Origin of the sequence: Acinetobacter sp. YH12136, from assembly GCF_013418545.1 — a bacterium.
GTDB classification, from domain to species: Bacteria; Pseudomonadota; Gammaproteobacteria; order Pseudomonadales; family Moraxellaceae; genus Acinetobacter; species Acinetobacter towneri.
The window spans coordinates 74,409-91,529 of record NZ_VPBV01000007.1; the positions used below are offsets into that span (position 1 = coordinate 74,409).

Sequence of the window (17,121 nt, forward strand, 5' to 3'; positions counted from 1 at the left end):
TGCTAAATAATCATGTGGAACAATGATTGAGAATTGAGCGTGGAAAGTGAAAAACCATAAAAAAACCACCCAATTTTTCAATTAGGTGGTTTGTAAAACTTCAATTTACGAATTACTGTGCAGCTTGTTGCTCTGCTTGAATTGCAGTCAATGCAATGGTAAACACAATGTCATCTACCAATGCACCACGAGACAAGTCGTTTACTGGTTTGTTCAAACCTTGTAGCATTGGACCAACACTTACCACATTCGCAGAACGTTGTACGGCTTTATAAGTCGTGTTACCAGTGTTCAGGTCAGGGAAAATGAACACATTGGCACGGCCTGCAACTTCAGAGTTAGGTGCTTTAGAGCGACCAACACTTTCAACAGATGCTGCATCGTACTGTAATGGGCCATCAATCAGTAAATCAGGACGACGCTGTTTCGCAATTTCAGTCGCTTTCGCTACTTTTTCTACATCAGCACCTGCACCTGAAGTACCGGTTGAATAAGAAATCATCGCAATGCGTGGGTCAATACCAAACGCTTTTGCAGAGTCTGCAGACTGGATTGCAATTTCAGCCAATTGTTCCGCATCTGGGTCTGGGTTAATTGCACAGTCACCGTACACGTAGACTTCATCTGGTAACAACATGAAGAATACTGAAGATACCAATGAGTAGTCTGGAGCAGTTTTAATCAGCTGGAATGCAGGGCGAACAGTGTTGGCAGTGGTGTGTACTGCACCTGAAACTAAACCATCGACCTGATCAAGTGCCAACATCATGGTACCAAGTACTACAGTGTCTTGTAGCTGATCACGTGCTTGGTCTTCAGTGAGTTTGCCTTTACGCATTTCCACCATTTTTTCGATATAGTTTTCACGGATCAAGTCAGGATCAATGATTTCTAAATCATGTGGAAGTTCAATACCACGTGCTTTGGCAACATCTACGACAGCTTCAGGTTTTGCCAATAGAATACAGTGGGCAATACCACGTGATTGACAAATCGCTGCAGCTTGAACGGTACGTGGCTCATCACCCTCTGGAAGCACGATACGTTTTTTCGCTGCAATAGATTTTTGCACCAATTCATGGCGGAACGCAGAAGGCGATAAACGTGGTTTATGCGTATCGCTGATTAATTGGGTTAACCATTCTGCATTGATGTGACTGGCCACAAAGCGGGTAACTTGTTCTGCACGCTCAGTATCATCTACAGGAATTTCGTTGCTCAGGTTTAATAACTGTTGTGCAGTTTCAAAGGTGCTCAATTTAGTATGTAAAATTGGCAAGCCATTTTTCATTGCTGCTTGGCAGAACTCTAAAGCTTGTGCGCTTGGTGCTTGATGTTCAGTTAACACCAAACCTGCAAGTGGAATACCATTGCTGCTGGCTAAGCTACTGGCAAGCAATACATCGACACGGTCAGAACCACTGATAATCAGCTCGCCTGCAACGAATTTATGCATTTCGTGTTCAATATTCGATGCAATTAAGCTGCTGTGTAATACACGGCGCTGCGCTGCTTCACCTTGGTTAATCCATTCTGCAGAAATGTGTGCAGCCAAGTCCGACATGCGTGGCACACTTAAAGTATTGCTGAATGGCACCAAGCCAATCACTGGCATGCAATCTTTACCAATCATTGGATGTGTAGTTTGAATTTTGCTGACAAACTGGTTGGTGTCGCTAATTAAACGTAAGTTTGGATCAAGCGTAACAGGAATTTGTGCAGAATCTTCTGGTAAACCTTTGGTACGCATAAACAATACGCCCGCAGTACGCTCACAAGTTGCACCACCAAAGAAACGTAATTGATTGTCTACTTTTGACGCTGTTTTAACAGCATTGTTGATGTCGGCATTGCTGACAATAATGACTTTTGCATCAAGTGCTTTAGCCAAATTTGCATTCAATTCAGTTGCAAATGGATCACGTCCGTTTGGCAACACGCCTTCTACAATAATGATATCGTGATGTTTAGAAATTTCACGATGTAAACGAACTGCATCTTCAAGCAATTCGTCATTTTCATCATTTTTTAAACGCTCAGTCAGCGCAGTATAAGAAATCGGCTCAACTGTTTCATGCTTGAACAGGTGACGATACAACGCAGTTGTGCGGTCTGCTTCAGGTTGTAATTCTTGTGAAAAAGGCTTTAAGAAACCTGCTTTTACGCCTTGGCATTCCAAAGCGTAAATTAAACCTAAACATGCTGATGTTAAACCAACACCAATTTCTGTAGGAACCAAAAGTATTGTTTTCATAATTTTTTCTAAATCGTAAAGGGACTGATTGAAAGTGGCTGAGCACTACGATTGCTTAAGCAATCGCAGCGTCACATTCAGACTTTTTTGCAGCTGACTTTAGCTCCTCTGCAACTTGCGCAGTTTCTTTCGCAATACGGCCTTCTTCGTCAGTTGGTACAACCCAAATTTGTGGACCGCCTGTACCTGCATCAATACGACCTTCAGTACCGCGTTTTAAGCTGTCATTGCGTTCTTTGCTGAAGTTAAAGCCAAAGTGTGGCAAGTAAGATACAGTTTTTTCACGGATGTACGCAGAGTTTTCGCCAATACCACCTGTGAAGAATAAGCCATCTAAGCGTGGTAAACCACAGCTAAGTGCAGCTAAAGATTTAGCTAAACGGTAGCAGAATACTTCAATTGCAAGCGTTGCATCTTCGTTGCCTTGTTCAGATGCTTCAATCAGGGTACGCATGTCGTTCGATAAGCCTGACAAACCAAGTAAACCACTTTGGCTGTTTAGCATTTTGTCAATTTTGTAGATATCCCAACCTAAGTTGCTTGCAAGGAAGCTGTGTAAGCTTGGGTCTACATCACCACTACGAGTACCCATCACCAAACCTTCAAGTGGGGTTAGGCCCATAGAAGTGTCTACACTTTGACCATTCCAGATTGCACAAGTCGAGCTACCGTTACCCAAGTGAGCAGTTAACCAGCCACCTTGTTTGAAGCTGCCAGCCAACTCTGAACCGCGCTCTGAAACGTATGCGTGACTTGTACCGTGGAAGCCATAACGACGTACGTTGTGGTCGGTATATAAGAATTTAGGCACTGCATAACGGTAAGCGTGAGCAGGCATCGTTTGGTGGAATGCAGTATCAAATACAGCCACTTGCGGAAGTTCTGGGAACAAACGCATTGTTGCTTCAATACCCACCAAGTGTGCAGGGTTGTGTAAAGGTGCAAGCGGAGTTGCTTCACGAATACGTTGCACGATTTCTTCAGTTAATAATTCTGCTTTGGTTAAAGTACCGCCGTGTACAACGCGGTGACCAATGGCTTGTGGCTTATATTGAGATAAGCGACCAAGAATAGTTTCCAATGCTTTTTCATGGTCAGCATGTGGAATAGAAAGTTCGAGCGGCTCACCACCTGCGGTAATGCCTTTAATGCGCGCATCAGCAGAACCTAGATTTTCTGCCAAACCAAAGATACGATCTCCAACGCTTTCAGATACAAGCGCATATTTGATAGAAGAAGATCCGCAGTTAATCACTAATACTGATGTAGTCACTTTTATGTACCCGAATTCTAATTGAAGTTATCCCTAGTCAATCAAGCTGCATTGCAAGATATGGCAAACGGCAATCTATTGTGTTGCAATCTTGATCATTACGTATGTTTTATCATGGGTTTTTTATTGCTCCTAGATAGACTTTAGGAGATTAGACTTAAGCATTATCGACCATGAAATCAGAAATAATTAAAATTTATCAGCCCGAAACTTTCATTTTTTCATGAAATGATGGTCTAAAATTTCTGCTTAATTCCTGTTGTATTCTCTTAACATAGCACACTTCATTCTGCAGGCGAGTGGCAAACTGTTTTAAATTATTTCCTCAATCTTTGTCGGTTTATTTTGATTTGGCAGCGTATTTAATTTCCGACCAACGGACAATCACATAAGCAATCAGTGCCACCATAAAAAACACCAACATCATCCACGCCAAGCCTTGTAAGGTTTCAATAATGGTGCGGTAAATTTCCAATACCCAGCGTTCTTGCGTCAGTTCAATCACAATTCTTTTGTCATTTTCGGCATAGGTGAGTGGGGTAATGTATTTTTCCATATCGTAAATACGAATGCCTGAAGATGTGCCGACCACCATGCCTGCAAATTTGGTGTACTTTGCCCATGCTTCATGAATTGGGTCGTGGATGATACGCGCCAAAATTGCATTGATGGAGCTGGAAAACAGACGCATGACAATGAACGACACCAACAGTGCTAAAGCAAAGGTACTAATAATCAAATAATAAAACATAAGCATCGCCACTCTTTTTGATGATTTTTCTAATCTTGATGGTGTTTTTATTTTAAGTGAGCGTGAGGCAGAAATGTGTAGTGGAACTGTGTCTTAAAACAATGTCTAAAAAATAGAAGGGAATAAGGTTCAGCTTCCTGTGAAACTGAACATTATATTTGGATATTGCAAAATTACAGATGGATTTTATTGGCGGATTTGACCATCGCCAAACACGATCCATTTTTGTGAGGTTAAACCTTCCAAACCGACAGGGCCACGGGTATGAATTTTATCGGTAGAGATTCCAATTTCAGCACCTAAACCATATTCAAAACCATCAGCAAAGCGTGTAGAAGCGTTAATCATGACTGAACTAGAATCTACCGCAGCCAAGAATTGACGCGCCAAACTAAAGTTTTCAGTAATAATGGCATCAGTATGATGTGAACCATATTTATTGATATGTTCAATTGCCTCATCAATTCCTGAAACCACTTTAACTGCCAAAATTGGGCCTAAATATTCGGTGTACCAATCTTCTTCGGTTGCTGTTTTAACACTTGTACCCAAAATCTTTTGGGTTGCAGGACAGCCGCGTAATTCGACTTGTTTTTCTGCATATAGCTCGGCAATACGTGGCAAGAATTGTGCGGCAACAGCCTCATCGACCAACAATGTTTCCATGGCATTACAGACGCCATAACGGTGAGTTTTTGCATTCAGTGCAATTGGTAGCGCTTTTTGCAAGTCAGCCTGTGCTTCTACAAATACGTGACAGTTACCATCTAAATGTTTAATCACTGGTATACGTGCTTCATTGCTGATGCGTTCAATCAGACTTTTACCGCCACGTGGCACAATTACATCCACATATTCAGACATGGTAATCAGTTGCCCGACTGCAGCACGGTCTGAAGTGTTAATCACTTGCACCGAAGTTTCTGGCAAACCTGAAGCTTTTAAACCGTGTTGAATCGCAGTTGCAATGGCTTGATTGGATTCCAATGCTTCAGAACCACCACGTAAAATAATGGCATTGCCTGATTTTAAAGCCAAAGATGCAGCTTCAAGGGTCACGTTCGGACGTGATTCGTAAATCATGCCTACCACACCCAGTGGCACACGCATTTTGCCTAGTTGAATACCAGATGGGCGATAGGCCATATCGGTAATTTCACCAATAGGGTCCATTAAGCCAATCACATCTTTCAGGCCTTGTAACATACCTTTAAAACGTGCGGGGTTGAGTTCTAAGCGATCTAGCAGTGCGCTATCCAAGTTATTGTTACGACCTTTGGTCATATCAATTTGGTTGGCAGCTAAAATAGCAGACTCGCTATTTTCCAATGCCGTATAAATAGCCGATAACGCATTGTTTTTAGATTGGGTAGAAGCGCTTGCTAAGACACGAGAGGCTTGGCGTGCTTGTTGTCCTACCGTTTGCATATATTGTTCAATAGACTCTTGCATAGCGGTTTGATCACTTAGAAATTTCTATCTGATATTAACAGTCTGTGCCTATACAATGAAGCATCTAGGCGGAAAATTGACTAAATTGTTCAATCTTTAAATATTTTGTAATCTATTCATCTTTAAAAGTAGATGAGCGGTCATGGAAATTGTTGCGTATAAAATCAGCACCTGTATAGAATGATGCGATAAGACAATGATGTCATTCACAACAATAAGCAGGATGCCACTTCGGTAAAGCTGGCAATCGTTCTATTACGAACACTTGCACAATAAAAATAAAATGCGCATGGAGGTAAGGAATATGAATTCCATGATCCAGATGGACACGGACGTACAGGACTCAGGGTCTCATGTCTGCTTTTTTGATATTTACGATAAACACAGTTTTAAACAACCCGCTCGCACCACTTGGATCAATGGCTGGAAAGTGGAATACATGGCGATTGCACAGCCTGAAACTGCTCATTTAACTCCTATTGTGATTGTTGGCGGGGCATTCCAGAATTTTAATTCTTATAAATACTGCGTAGAGCAACTATTTCGTGCTGGCCCGATTATTTTAATTGATATGCCTTCTATGGGGGCTAATCAGCAAATGACCAATGTTGAAACAGGTGAGTCTGCAGGAACGTTGGAACTGCATGACTTGGGGCACATGCTGGGTGACTGGTTGGATATAGTCGGTTTAGACAAAGTCTCGGTGATGGGCATGTCACTCGGTTCAGTGGTGGCGTCCTGTTTGGCAGATCAGCGCCCTGAATTGATTGACCGCATGATTTTAATGGGGGTGATGCAAAAGACCCGTAAAAGTTGGCGTATGTTGCTTGAAGAATCGCTGCATTTAATGAAAGAACAGCGCATGGATGAGTTTGGTCAGGCGGTGATTTTGTACTTGGTGAATCATGCCAAAATGGAACAAACTCGCATGTCACCGACTGCAAAGCGTTTGTTTTACCGACAAATGGCCGACTTTACCGCCACTGAGCAAGATCGCTACGATGTGAACTGCAACCGTTTATTGCGGTTAACCAATGTGCCTATTCCGCAATGTAAGGTTTTGGTGGCGTGTGGGCAATATGACAGTTTTACCTTGCCGCATGAAAATGCCAATTTTGCCTTACAGTGCCCGAACATGGAATTTGCCATGATTGCCAATGCAGATCATGTGCCGCAATTACAGCGCCGTAAAGAAACCATGAATTTATTTGCGACCTTTTTAAGCGATGAATCTATTCAGGACTTAGATGGCATTATTCCAATGACACGTGCGCAACTATTGACGATGGAACGCCGTGGAGAAGCGCGTATTCGGGTGCAAAATCCGCAAAGTCATTTGCAGTATCGTCATTCTGATTTGAAAATTGCCACGCACATTGTCGATTTAAACTTCTTTGGTGTATTGCTTGATTTTGAAAATGCTGCGTTGGCGGCACAAGCAGCACAGTTTGAACGAGATATGGCCTTAGAATTACAGGATGAGGAAGGCAGTTTTAGCATTGAATGTTTAATTTTTGAAAGCCAAGGGCAGCAACTACGCGCATTATTTAAGCATGGTAGTTTTGAGGTGGCAGAGCGTTTGTTGCGTTATGTGGAACGTCAAAAAGCGGCTGCACAAAATTTGGAATATGCCCGTTAGTAGATAAAATCAGTGCTTGGTTTAAAATTATCCAAAGAAAATAGAATCAAAATAGCGTGTTAAACCACGCTATTTTTTTTGTAGGCATGAACCATCCAGACTAAATCGCCTAAATGTTCTGCGGTTGTTTTTTCTAAAGAGCTGTTGGAAAAATACAGTTGTGGTTGTTGTAGCTGCACTTGCTCAAAACCTGCATTTTGAAAAAACTGAGTTAATTCCTGCGGAGATTGAAAGTGAAAGGTGAAAGCACTGCGTGACATAAATTTCAATAATCGGCTGCAGTTCCAAATAAAATTGGCGAGCTTGTTTTTGACGGGTTCAGGGTAAAGATCGGTTAAATAATGCAGTTCTGGAAAGTCTTGGGTGTAGTTACACATGCCATTTAACAGCTGTTGTAGCATGTCTTTGCTGAAGTAGTTAATTAAACCTTCACTAATAATTACTAAGGGCTGCGAGTGATCAAAATATTCAAAGGCCTGTTGAAAGGATTCACTAAAAATATCGGCGGTGAGAACTTCAGGTGCGTCGTGGTCAATTTGTCGTAACGCTTGAGTTTTAATTTGCGCCATATCAGGCAAATCCAGTTCACGGTAATTCAGTTCAGGATATTTTTGTCGAAAGTTCCAGCTGCGTGGTGACAGCCCAGATGCAATTTCGAGCACTTGTAATTGCGGATGTTGCTGAATCAGTGCGGTTAAGTGTGCATCAATCATTTGGTGACGTTGTTTGAGGGTGCTGCGCATACTGCCGCCCACATGACGTTCTGCCCAGTTTTCTAAAGGATGTACCAATTTGGCTAAAAACTTGCCTTTTCGGGTCGCAAATACAGGATGTGAAATCCCCCTTTGATACCAGATATATCCCGTATAATGTGCGGTAAAAGAAATATGCCGATGTTTGGACAATGCAGTCGTGTCTGAGCGAGTTGGCTTGGCATCCGAGTTGTGCATTTCAGTCCTTTTTTCTGTCGTGATTTTGCTGTTCAGCAATGTTTTTGTCATTTTCGTATAGACCTTAATTGTTTGTATGGTGGTCGTTGTCTTTTTAGGCATGCTTTGACACTCAAGCTGCGGTGTCAGGCATATACTCAAAATAGAATAAGTTTATCATAATCAAAAAGGAACAAGCTGTCGTGTTCCTTTGTCGTATAAATGCTGTGAAAAAGTGAAGGCGTATAGGGTCTGTTGACATTTCATAAATGGCTTGCGCTGTAGGCTAAAACTGAGCAGATCAGGCATGAAGCGCAGGGAATAGTGGGTCTATTGCTAAGCTTCATAACGCAATCTGAGAAAGTTTTAGCCACAGCCTTTCAGGGCGAGCATATTTTTGCTGCTATTGCGTTATGTGCCAGTCATTTAGAATGACTAAATTTCCTGTCCCATGCCTTATATCAGCTAAAAAATCTTGCGAGATATATCTCTCACGTCGCAAACATAGACGAATTGTCAACAGACCCTAGTTAGTTTGTGGTGATCTCAAGTCGCAGCGTTTTTAGTGGTACTTGAATAATTGGTCGGGTCGTGACTAGTTTGTGCTGCCAGTAGCGTGGCACTTTGTTCTTTAAATACCAAGATACGATCACGGACGCTTCGCCATTCATCACCCAAGTCTAAAACTTCAGCAATGCTAAACTCTGCACTAAGCTCAGGGATTTTACCGCGCATGCGTTCTAAACGTGCCTGATTCGGCAAGGGTAAATCGGCAATCGCATTTAAAGCCAATCGTTGTGCAGCACGGTTGTTGCAGACCAATCCCATGTCACAGCCTGCAAGCAAAGCGGCATGAATACGTGCATCGGCATCGCCTGCTACACAAGCCGCCTGCATGCTTAAATCATCCGAAAAGAGTACACCATCATAGTCCAAGTCTTTGCGAAGCACTTGCTGTAACCAAAACTCAGAAAAACCTGCAGGGTTCGGATCGACCTGATCATAAATGACATGCGCAGGCATGAGCGCATCCAGTTGATTTTGCAGTTGGATAAAGGTTTGCATATCCTGTTGTTGAATTTCGGCAAAAGAACGTGAATCTATCGCGGCAGCAACGTGAGAGTCTGCTTTAACCGATCCATGTCCAGGAAAGTGTTTGCCTGTGGTTGCCATTCCTGCACGATGCATTCCACGTAAAAAAGCATCTGCCAAAGCAATAATATCGACAGGACGCGCAGCAAAAGCACGATCTCCAATGACATCACTGATGTCATTTAAATCTAAAACGGGTGCAAAACTAAAATCAATGCCTACGGCTAATACTTCGGTGGCCATCAACCAGCCACATTCTTCGGCTAAATCTAAGGCACGTTCAGGTTCGTTTTGGTATAACTCGCCAAATCTACCCATAGCAGGCAATAGGGTAAAACCTTGTTTTAAGCGTTGTACGCGTCCGCCTTCCTGATCGACTGCAATTAAAATATCAGGGCGTACCTGACGCATGTGGTCGGTCAAGGCGCGTACTTGCGCAGGAGATTGGATATTTCGGGCAAATAAAATGACTCCACCGACTTGCGGAGCGCTTAATAGTTCAATATCTTCTTGAGTAAGTTCTGTGCCAGCGATGTCGAGCATCAATGCGCCAATCATATTGGGTGTCCGTATTCGATTTTTATCAATAAAAAAACAATACCTGAATTCTGCAATGATTTGCTACATTTTGACAGCACAGATTATGATAAAACTACACGACAGATCCAAATTAAGTTGTATAAGATTTTGAATCTGCTCAATTCATTGTGAAAAGCAGAGATTGGTCAAAAACCAAGGACGTAAATATTTTTATGAAACTTCAAACCATCGCTTGTGCGGTTGCAATAGCAACTGGCGGTTTTTTCTTTTCTCACGCCATTAACGAGGCAATTGCAGCCAATAATACCGCTGTCGTTGCTAACAGTATTGTGCCGACGCAGGAACAAGCTTTGGTTTCGCGTCAATTGGCGACCTTGGTCGATCGTCAGCATTATTTAAATCAGCGTTTAGATGCTGCGACGTCGCAGCGCATTTTTGATTTTTATATCGACAGTTTAGACCCAGACCATACTTTGTTTTTGGCTAAAGAAGTTGAGCAATACCGCAAACAATATGCAGCAACATTTGGCGCTTCATTAAAAGCAGGCAATTTGGCGGGGCCGTATCAAATTCATGCACAGTATCGTGAACGCTTAAAACAGTTTTATCATTTCATGTTGGCAGAGCTGAAAAAACCACAAAATTTAAAACAGCCAAATGTCACGATTGAAACAGATCGTGAAAAAGCACCGTTCTTTAATACTGAAGCAGAAATGCGTAAGCATTGGCAAAAAATGTTGGTGTCACAGCTCATTAACCTGACCATTAGCAAAGAAGAAGAATTGGCAAAACAAAAAGCCATTAAAGATAACCCTGAATTGACTAATGGGCAGGATTTGGCAAGTCCAGAAGATTTGACACCAGTTCAGACTTTAACCAAGCGTTATACCCGCCAGTTAGAGCGAATGGATCGTTTAAAGAGCGATGACGTGCTGGATAAAACTTTGAATGCGATGATGCTGACTTATGATCCGCACAGCAATTATTTCCCACCTGTCGATGCGATGGAGCTGAACCGTCAAACGACTTTGCAGCTTGAAGGAATTGGGGTGTCGATTCGTCCTGAACGGGGCAATGAAGACTACACTAAAATTGAAACCATTGTTGAAGGTGGCCCTGCCAGTAAAACAGGGCAGGTGAAATCGGGTGACCGCATTATTGGTGTGGCGCAAGATGGCGAAAAAATGGTGGATGTTGTGGGTTGGCCGAGTAATGAAATTGTTGGGCTGATTCGTGGTAAACGTGGCACCAAAGTCACTGTGCGTTTGTTGGGTGCGGGTGCGGCGATGAATCAGGCGCGTAATGTGACCATTGTGCGTGATGTGATTCAGGAAGAAGATGCGGGAGTTCGTTCACGAACGATTGACATCAAACGTGATGTTCAAACTTATACCTACGGTGTGATTGAAATTCCATCGTTTTATTTGAATTACCGTGCGCGTCGTGCAGGTAATGAATATCGCTCGGTGTCGGAGGATACCAACAATGCCCTGAAAAGTTTGGCGGCCAAAAATGTCGCAGGGATTATTGTCGATTTACGTAACAACCCTGGCGGTTCACTAGAAGAAGTGGCACGTATGCTTGGGCAAGTAATCAAATCAGGCCCTGTAGTGCAAATTCGTGATGGCAATGGCAACGTGAGCGTATTTGAAGATGACGATGGCGGTGCACAGACTTATGCAGGCCCATTGGCAGTGATGATTAACCTTGCTTCTGCTTCGGCCAGTGAAATTTACTCTGCTGCAATTCAGGACTATCAGCGCGGGATTGTGATTGGTAGCACCACCACAGGTAAAGGTACAGCGCAGGTACAACTCGACACCTTAGCCTATGGGCAGGCGACCTTAACTCAACGTAAGTTCTACCGTATTACAGGTGGAAGTACCCAAAACAAAGGTGTGATTCCTGACATTAAACTGGTGGATATTTACAATGAGGAGTTTGGTGAACGCAAAGCGAAAAATGCTTTGAAGTGGGATACTATTCCAACTGCACCATTTAAGCGTGAAGGTTCAGTACAGCCGTACATCACCAAGCTAGGGCAATTGTCACAGCAACGTGTCACGCTTGATCCGCAATTTCAATATTTGGAACAACGTAAGCAAATTGCCAAACAAACTGAAGATCGCAAAAGCATTGTGTTAGATATTGAACAACGCAGAGCAGAGTTGTTAGCTTTGGAGCAACAAACGCTGACTGCGGAAAACAAACGCCGTCAGGAAACAGGTTTGAAACCATTTGCTAATTGGGAAAGCCATCAGGCATCTATTGATGCTTTGGCAGAAGCGCGTGCCAAAATGAAAGCGGCACAACGCCCTGCTTTACCTGAGGAAGAAGCTTTTGTGATTGAAGCAGCGCAGGTGTTGCAAGACTATGCCATGTTACAAAAAGGTGTTTCTGAGCCGAATCAACCTTAAAACAATGTTAGAATCTTAATCAAATAGAACCAGCAGCGAAAAGTTGCTGGTTTTTTTCATCCTAAAGCGAAAAGTAAAGTGACAAGATGCATATAGCTTTGAGTCAGACAGCTATTTTTAGCAGTTTTGAATTGCCATTATTTCATGATGACATATTATATATTTGACTATTGACCAAAGCGGAATAGTATTAGACTCTTAAGTCAATGCAGTCTTTGCTAGATCAATCCGTCGTTCAGGTTGCTTTTTAGTTATTATTTATAAGAGAGTGTGAGATTGAGTAGCCGAAAAACAATAAAATATGACAGAGATGGATACATCTAATGATGCATGTACATTATGATCTGAGCTTGGTAATTGGCTCGGTAGCAATCTCAGTATTGGCCTGCTATTTTGCAGTGTCTGTTGAGCAAATGCTTTTTCAAAATGTACAACAACAACTAAAAAAAATTGCATTAATCATGAGTGGTTTACTGCTGGGTGCGGCAGTGTGGAGTATGCATTTTGTGGGCATGTTGGCATGCCAGTTACCTGCACCGTATCAATTTGATCTTAGCTTTACGACCCTATCTTTTGTTATTGCATTTATCGCTTCTACGTTTGCGGTTTGGCTGACCACGCAATCGACCCTGCCTGTGGCGCGTTTGATCCTGAGCGGCATTTTAATGGGGTTGGGTATTTCAGGCATGCACTATACGGGCATGATGGGAATTCAGGTAGAAGGCTACCGTAGTTATTATGATCCTACCATTGTTTTGCTGTCTGTATTAGTGGCCATTGGCGGTGCAATACTTACCTTTTGGTTTATGTTTCATTCCAAGTGCAGAATGGGGCGTCAGGCACAATATAAAATTTTCATTGCGGTGCTCATGAGTCTGAGCATTGTTGCCATGCACTATATAGGCATGGAAGCACTGCATCTTTACTCTACAGCAGATTTGCCTCAATCAGGGCACTTCCAGATCGGGCAAGGGCCAGCTCTGTTGGTGGTTATTTTAGTGACCAGTCTGATTTTTGCTGCTGCGGTGGGCGTATCTCTGCTGGAGCTGCGCTTAGAAGAAAAAAGCAGACAATTGTCTTTAGCCAACCGTGAATTGGCCAATCAGGCAGTCAAAGATAACCTGACCAAATTGCCCAACCGTTTATATTTAGCTGAATATGCACAATTGCTTTTTTCTGAGCATCGGCAAAAAAACACTAAAATTGCATTTTTGTATATCGACTTAGACCGCTTTAAAGCGGTGAATGACGTATTTGGGCATCATGTTGGCGATCAATTGCTGATTCAGTTGTCTAAACGTGTGCAATCCCACTTGGGCGAAAATACCCAATTATTAAGAATTGGTGGCGATGAATTTCTTTTGGTGATTGAACATACCGACATTGCAGAAGCCACTGTCATTTCTGAAAAAATATTAGAACTGATTCAGCAAAGTTTCTTAATTGCAGGCAAGGTCATTAATATTTCAGGCAGTATTGGCATTGCGATGTATCCAGAGCATGGCACCAATTTGCAAGATATTTTAATGAATGCTGATGCGGCGATGCTGACCTCTAAATATCAGGGGCGTAACACCAGTTCAATATTTAATTATGATCTGGAGTTACTTGAGGCTAAAAGCCAAAGTAAGTTGATTAATGATTTATATAAAGCAGTTGAACAACAACAATTTGCGTTGTTCTATCAGCCAAAGTTTAAAGCCGCTGACCATAAAATTTGTGGCGTAGAAGCTTTAATTCGTTGGTATCACCCCGTACATGGTTTACTTACCCCAAATATGTTTATTAAAGGAGCTGAAAAGACGGGGTTGATTATTCAAATTGGCTATTGGACGTTAGAGGAAGCCTTTAAACAAATTCAAATTTGGGAAAGATCAGGTGCACCGTTATTTCCTGTGGCTGTGAATTTATCGGCAGTGCAGTTTGAACATAAACACTTATTTTCGACTTTAGAAAACTTGTTTAAACGCTATGAGATTCAACCCCATCACCTGATGATTGAAGTGACTGAAAGTACAGCAATGCATCATATTGAATCGAGTATTCGTAGTTTTGAGCGTTTGCGTCAAATGGGGATTCAATTGGCGATTGATGATTTTGGCACAGGACATTCGAGTTTCTTATATTTGAAAAAATTGCCAGTCGATGAGTTGAAAATTGATCGTGCTTTTATTTTAGATTTGTGTTTGGACAGCAAAGAAGAATTAATTTTAGAAAGTATTATTCAGTTGGCGATTAAACTGGGTTTAACTGTGACCGCTGAAGGGGTGGAAACGCCGTTACAAGCAGAAATTTTAACCCGTTTAGGCTGTCAGCAGTTGCAAGGTTATTTATTAGGCTTACCTATGGATGTTGAGCGTTTAGAAGAGTTGTTTAAACATTCGGCTTAAGTTAGTGGCATATAAAAATGATCACTGGCATGAACATGGAATCAGCTATTATCAAAAACAGATGATTGAAGATTTTTATGAATATATGCAGTTGATAGGTGGTAAGGTTGTTTTGAAAAATGAGTTTATACGGTAATTTCTTTTATTTTTTAATAAGTTTATAAATATTAGTGTTTTGATGAATAATTCTGGTGCGCACTGAGGGAATATGAAATACCAACCGCCTTATACTATCACCTCAAAAATCATTCATTTGATTGCTCAGATCAGTGAGAATATAGGGCGTTTGACTGTTTTAGAAGAAATCCAAGAAAATTTAAAACTTAGAAAAGCTAATCGTATTCGTACCATTCAAGGTTCACTTGCGATTGAAGGTAACACGCTTAGCACTGAGCAAATCACGGCAATCCTTAATGGTAAAACAGTAATTGCACCTCCAAAAGAAGTACAGGAAGTGCGTAACGCTATCAAAGCCTATGAAGCATTTCAGCAGTGGCAACCGAGCCAAGAAGCAGACCTATTACAAGCACATCAAGTTTTGATGACAGGCTTGATTGATGAAGTCGGTCAATATCGTCATGGTGGTGTCGGTGTAATGTCAGGTGATCGTGTGGTGCATATGGCGCCACCTGCGAATCAGATCAATCGTCTTATGGCTGATCTACTTGGTTGGTTGAATGATAGTGATGTGCATCCACTCATTCAAAGTTCAGTATTCCATTATGAGTTTGAGTTTATTCATCCATTCGCAGATGGTAATGGGCGGATGGGAAGGCTGTGGCAGACATTGATTTTGAGCAGGTGGAATCCAATCTTTGCTAATATTCCTGTTGAGAGTTTGATCTATCAAAATCAAAAAGCCTACTATGATGCTTTGCAAGCAAGTACAGACCGAACAGATTCAGCCCCATTTATAGAATTCATCTTACAGATGATTTTAGATGCCATTCTTAGTTCAACCGATACCGCTCAAGACAGCGATCATGCTACCGCTCAAGCTGGCGATCATGTTCAACGGTTAATTTCAGCAATGAAGCAAGGAGACTATACTTTCGCTGAGTTGATGCAATTGGTCGGATTGACTCATCGAGCAACGTTCCAAAAGAATTACTTGAATCCTGCTATAGAAGCTGGCTTGATTGAGCGTACTATTCCAGATAAACCGAAAAGTCCGAAACAAAAGTATCGTCTTAAACCATGATTTAGCTTGAAAAATATTTTATTACATCTTTGCTTAAGTAGTTAGACATGAATGATAATCAAAAAGCGTAAAGTAAGTTTTTAAATGAATAATTTATTATTAATCAATAATTTATTTAATATTTTTCTTGATTGTGCTATTGGGGTTTGGTAAAAATAAAATCATTACCAAGTGTGAGATCGGTGTGATGAGTACTTTTGAAATGCAAGGTCTGACATGGAAGGCAAGATCGAAGTATCAACAAGATGCCATATTGATTGAAAATAAGGTTATTCAACATGATGGGCTGATCAGTAAACTTTACAGCCATTCTGAAACAGAATTATGGTGTGTTGCTGTAGCGGATGGGATTAGTAATAGTCCAGTAGCTGAGCAAGCATCCTATACGGTCTTAAAAGCTTTAATACAAAATAAAAAGATAGAACCTTGTCAAGCATTTACCATTCAGCAGTATCTTGTTGATCAATTAGCAAATAAAAAAAGTAGTTTTGGCGCCAGTTCAACACTCGCACTCATTCATCACGGTACAAGACAAGGTTTTGTAACCATTCAACATATTGGTGATAGCCGAGTTTATTTGTTTAGTCAGCATGATCAAAAATGGCACTGTCTGACGAGTGACCATAATTATCTTGAACAGTTAAGAGCAAATGGAGAAGTAAAAGCTGGAGAGAACTATGCCAGTATGTATGGTGCATTATTACAATACTTTTGTGCTGATCCCTTGCATGAAGTGATGGATTTTACAATAGCTGAGGAATTCTTAACTCAGAATGATGCCCTATTAGTCTGTACGGATGGCGTACATGATGTGATGGAGTGTACAGAATGGCCTCCATTAAAAGTAGATATGGAGCTTCGAACATGGTTACTCAATATGAAAGCGTCATTAGATTCAAAACAGGCGTATGACAATATCAGCATGGTCTTAGTACGAGCAAAAATTTAATTCATTGAGAATGGGGAAATTATGCAATCAGATGATCTTTTTGAACGTGCCAAATTATTCACAAAGGAAGTGGGTGTCGTTTCTGTATCGAGTTTACAACGCCATTTTTTAATTGGGTATTCTCATGCAGAACAACTACTTAGCCAGTTAATTGAAGCAAGTATTTGTGAATCTACAAAAACTTTTGTTCTAGATTATGGGTATGGCTATAAATTGCATCAAGGTATGAAATAA

General features: G+C 41.5%; 12 protein-coding genes. 6 read left to right on the forward strand and 6 right to left on the reverse strand.

Annotated elements, in window-relative coordinates; all coding sequences use genetic code 11:
- Positions 1-112 precede the first annotated feature (112 nt).
- The 4 genes from pta to FTU71_RS05075 form a co-directional block, all read right to left on the reverse strand.
- Positions 113-2,254 carry a phosphate acetyltransferase gene (gene pta, locus FTU71_RS05060; protein WP_180111568.1) on the reverse strand — a complete coding sequence of 714 codons (2,142 nt, stop codon included), beginning with the start codon at positions 2,252-2,254 and terminating at the stop codon, positions 113-115.
- Positions 2,255-2,309: 55 nt separating this feature from the next.
- A complete protein-coding gene (locus FTU71_RS05065) occupies positions 2,310-3,527 on the reverse strand; it encodes an acetate/propionate family kinase (protein ID WP_096901391.1) in 1,218 nt (405 codons plus the stop codon).
- A 340-nt stretch (positions 3,528-3,867) separates the two neighbouring features.
- Entirely contained in the window at positions 3,868-4,278 is a 411-nt protein-coding gene (locus FTU71_RS05070) for a hypothetical protein (protein WP_026438428.1), read from the reverse strand.
- A 186-nt stretch (positions 4,279-4,464) separates the two neighbouring features.
- Positions 4,465-5,730: a glutamate-5-semialdehyde dehydrogenase gene (locus tag FTU71_RS05075; RefSeq protein WP_178318777.1), complete on the reverse strand. Its 1,266-nt coding sequence runs from the start codon at positions 5,728-5,730 to the stop codon at positions 4,465-4,467.
- A gap of 304 nt (positions 5,731-6,034) precedes the next feature.
- On the opposite strand from FTU71_RS05075, the gene FTU71_RS05080 reads away from it, so the two are divergent.
- Positions 6,035-7,369, forward strand: coding sequence for an alpha/beta fold hydrolase (locus FTU71_RS05080; protein ID WP_180111570.1), 1,335 nt, complete (start codon positions 6,035-6,037; stop codon positions 7,367-7,369).
- A 59-nt stretch (positions 7,370-7,428) separates the two neighbouring features.
- Here the strand turns inward: FTU71_RS05080 and FTU71_RS05085 are convergent, their stop codons facing one another.
- On the reverse strand, positions 7,429-8,319 hold the full coding sequence (locus tag FTU71_RS05085) for a class I SAM-dependent methyltransferase (protein WP_136144264.1): 891 nt from the start codon (positions 8,317-8,319) through the stop codon (positions 7,429-7,431).
- A 525-nt stretch (positions 8,320-8,844) separates the two neighbouring features.
- The gene (gene nagZ / locus FTU71_RS05090) at positions 8,845-9,948 is read right to left on the reverse strand and encodes a beta-N-acetylhexosaminidase (protein ID WP_096901392.1); all 1,104 of its coding nucleotides are present in this window, start codon (positions 9,946-9,948) and stop codon (positions 8,845-8,847) included.
- Positions 9,949-10,142: 194 nt separating this feature from the next.
- Here nagZ and FTU71_RS05095 point away from each other — a divergent pair, with 194 nt between their 5' ends.
- The 5 genes from FTU71_RS05095 (at position 10,143) to FTU71_RS05115 (ending at position 17,121) form a co-directional block, all read left to right on the forward strand.
- On the forward strand, positions 10,143-12,347 hold the full coding sequence (locus FTU71_RS05095) for a carboxy terminal-processing peptidase (protein ID WP_180111572.1): 2,205 nt from the start codon (positions 10,143-10,145) through the stop codon (positions 12,345-12,347).
- A 323-nt stretch (positions 12,348-12,670) separates the two neighbouring features.
- Positions 12,671-14,737, forward strand: coding sequence for a bifunctional diguanylate cyclase/phosphodiesterase (locus FTU71_RS05100; RefSeq protein ID WP_180111574.1), 2,067 nt, complete (start codon positions 12,671-12,673; stop codon positions 14,735-14,737).
- Positions 14,738-14,945: 208 nt separating this feature from the next.
- The gene (locus FTU71_RS05105; RefSeq protein WP_178318771.1) at positions 14,946-15,938 is read left to right on the forward strand and encodes a Fic family protein; all 993 of its coding nucleotides are present in this window, start codon (positions 14,946-14,948) and stop codon (positions 15,936-15,938) included.
- 187 nt (positions 15,939-16,125) lie between these two features.
- Positions 16,126-16,887 (forward strand): PP2C family serine/threonine-protein phosphatase, encoded by a 762-nt coding sequence (locus tag FTU71_RS05110; RefSeq protein ID WP_179993968.1) that lies wholly within the window; start codon positions 16,126-16,128, stop codon positions 16,885-16,887.
- Between the two features lie 21 nt (positions 16,888-16,908).
- Positions 16,909-17,121 carry a DNA translocase FtsK gene (locus tag FTU71_RS05115; protein ID WP_178318769.1) on the forward strand — a complete coding sequence of 71 codons (213 nt, stop codon included), beginning with the start codon at positions 16,909-16,911 and terminating at the stop codon, positions 17,119-17,121.

Coding starts and splice junctions, on each gene's coding strand:
- FTU71_RS05085 (WP_136144264.1), bottom strand. CDS start 8,319: ATGCACAACTCGGATGCCAAGCCAACTCGCTCAGACACGACTGCATTG.
- FTU71_RS05100 (WP_180111574.1), top strand. CDS start 12,671: ATGATGCATGTACATTATGATCTGAGCTTGGTAATTGGCTCGGTAGCA.
- FTU71_RS05115 (WP_178318769.1), top strand. CDS start 16,909: ATGCAATCAGATGATCTTTTTGAACGTGCCAAATTATTCACAAAGGAA.
- pta (WP_180111568.1), bottom strand. CDS start 2,254: ATGAAAACAATACTTTTGGTTCCTACAGAAATTGGTGTTGGTTTAACA.
- FTU71_RS05110 (WP_179993968.1), top strand. CDS start 16,126: ATGAGTACTTTTGAAATGCAAGGTCTGACATGGAAGGCAAGATCGAAG.
- nagZ (WP_096901392.1), bottom strand. CDS start 9,948: ATGATTGGCGCATTGATGCTCGACATCGCTGGCACAGAACTTACTCAA.
- FTU71_RS05070 (WP_026438428.1), bottom strand. CDS start 4,278: ATGTTTTATTATTTGATTATTAGTACCTTTGCTTTAGCACTGTTGGTG.
- FTU71_RS05080 (WP_180111570.1), top strand. CDS start 6,035: ATGAATTCCATGATCCAGATGGACACGGACGTACAGGACTCAGGGTCT.
- FTU71_RS05095 (WP_180111572.1), top strand. CDS start 10,143: ATGAAACTTCAAACCATCGCTTGTGCGGTTGCAATAGCAACTGGCGGT.
- FTU71_RS05075 (WP_178318777.1), bottom strand. CDS start 5,730: ATGCAAGAGTCTATTGAACAATATATGCAAACGGTAGGACAACAAGCA.
- FTU71_RS05105 (WP_178318771.1), top strand. CDS start 14,946: ATGAAATACCAACCGCCTTATACTATCACCTCAAAAATCATTCATTTG.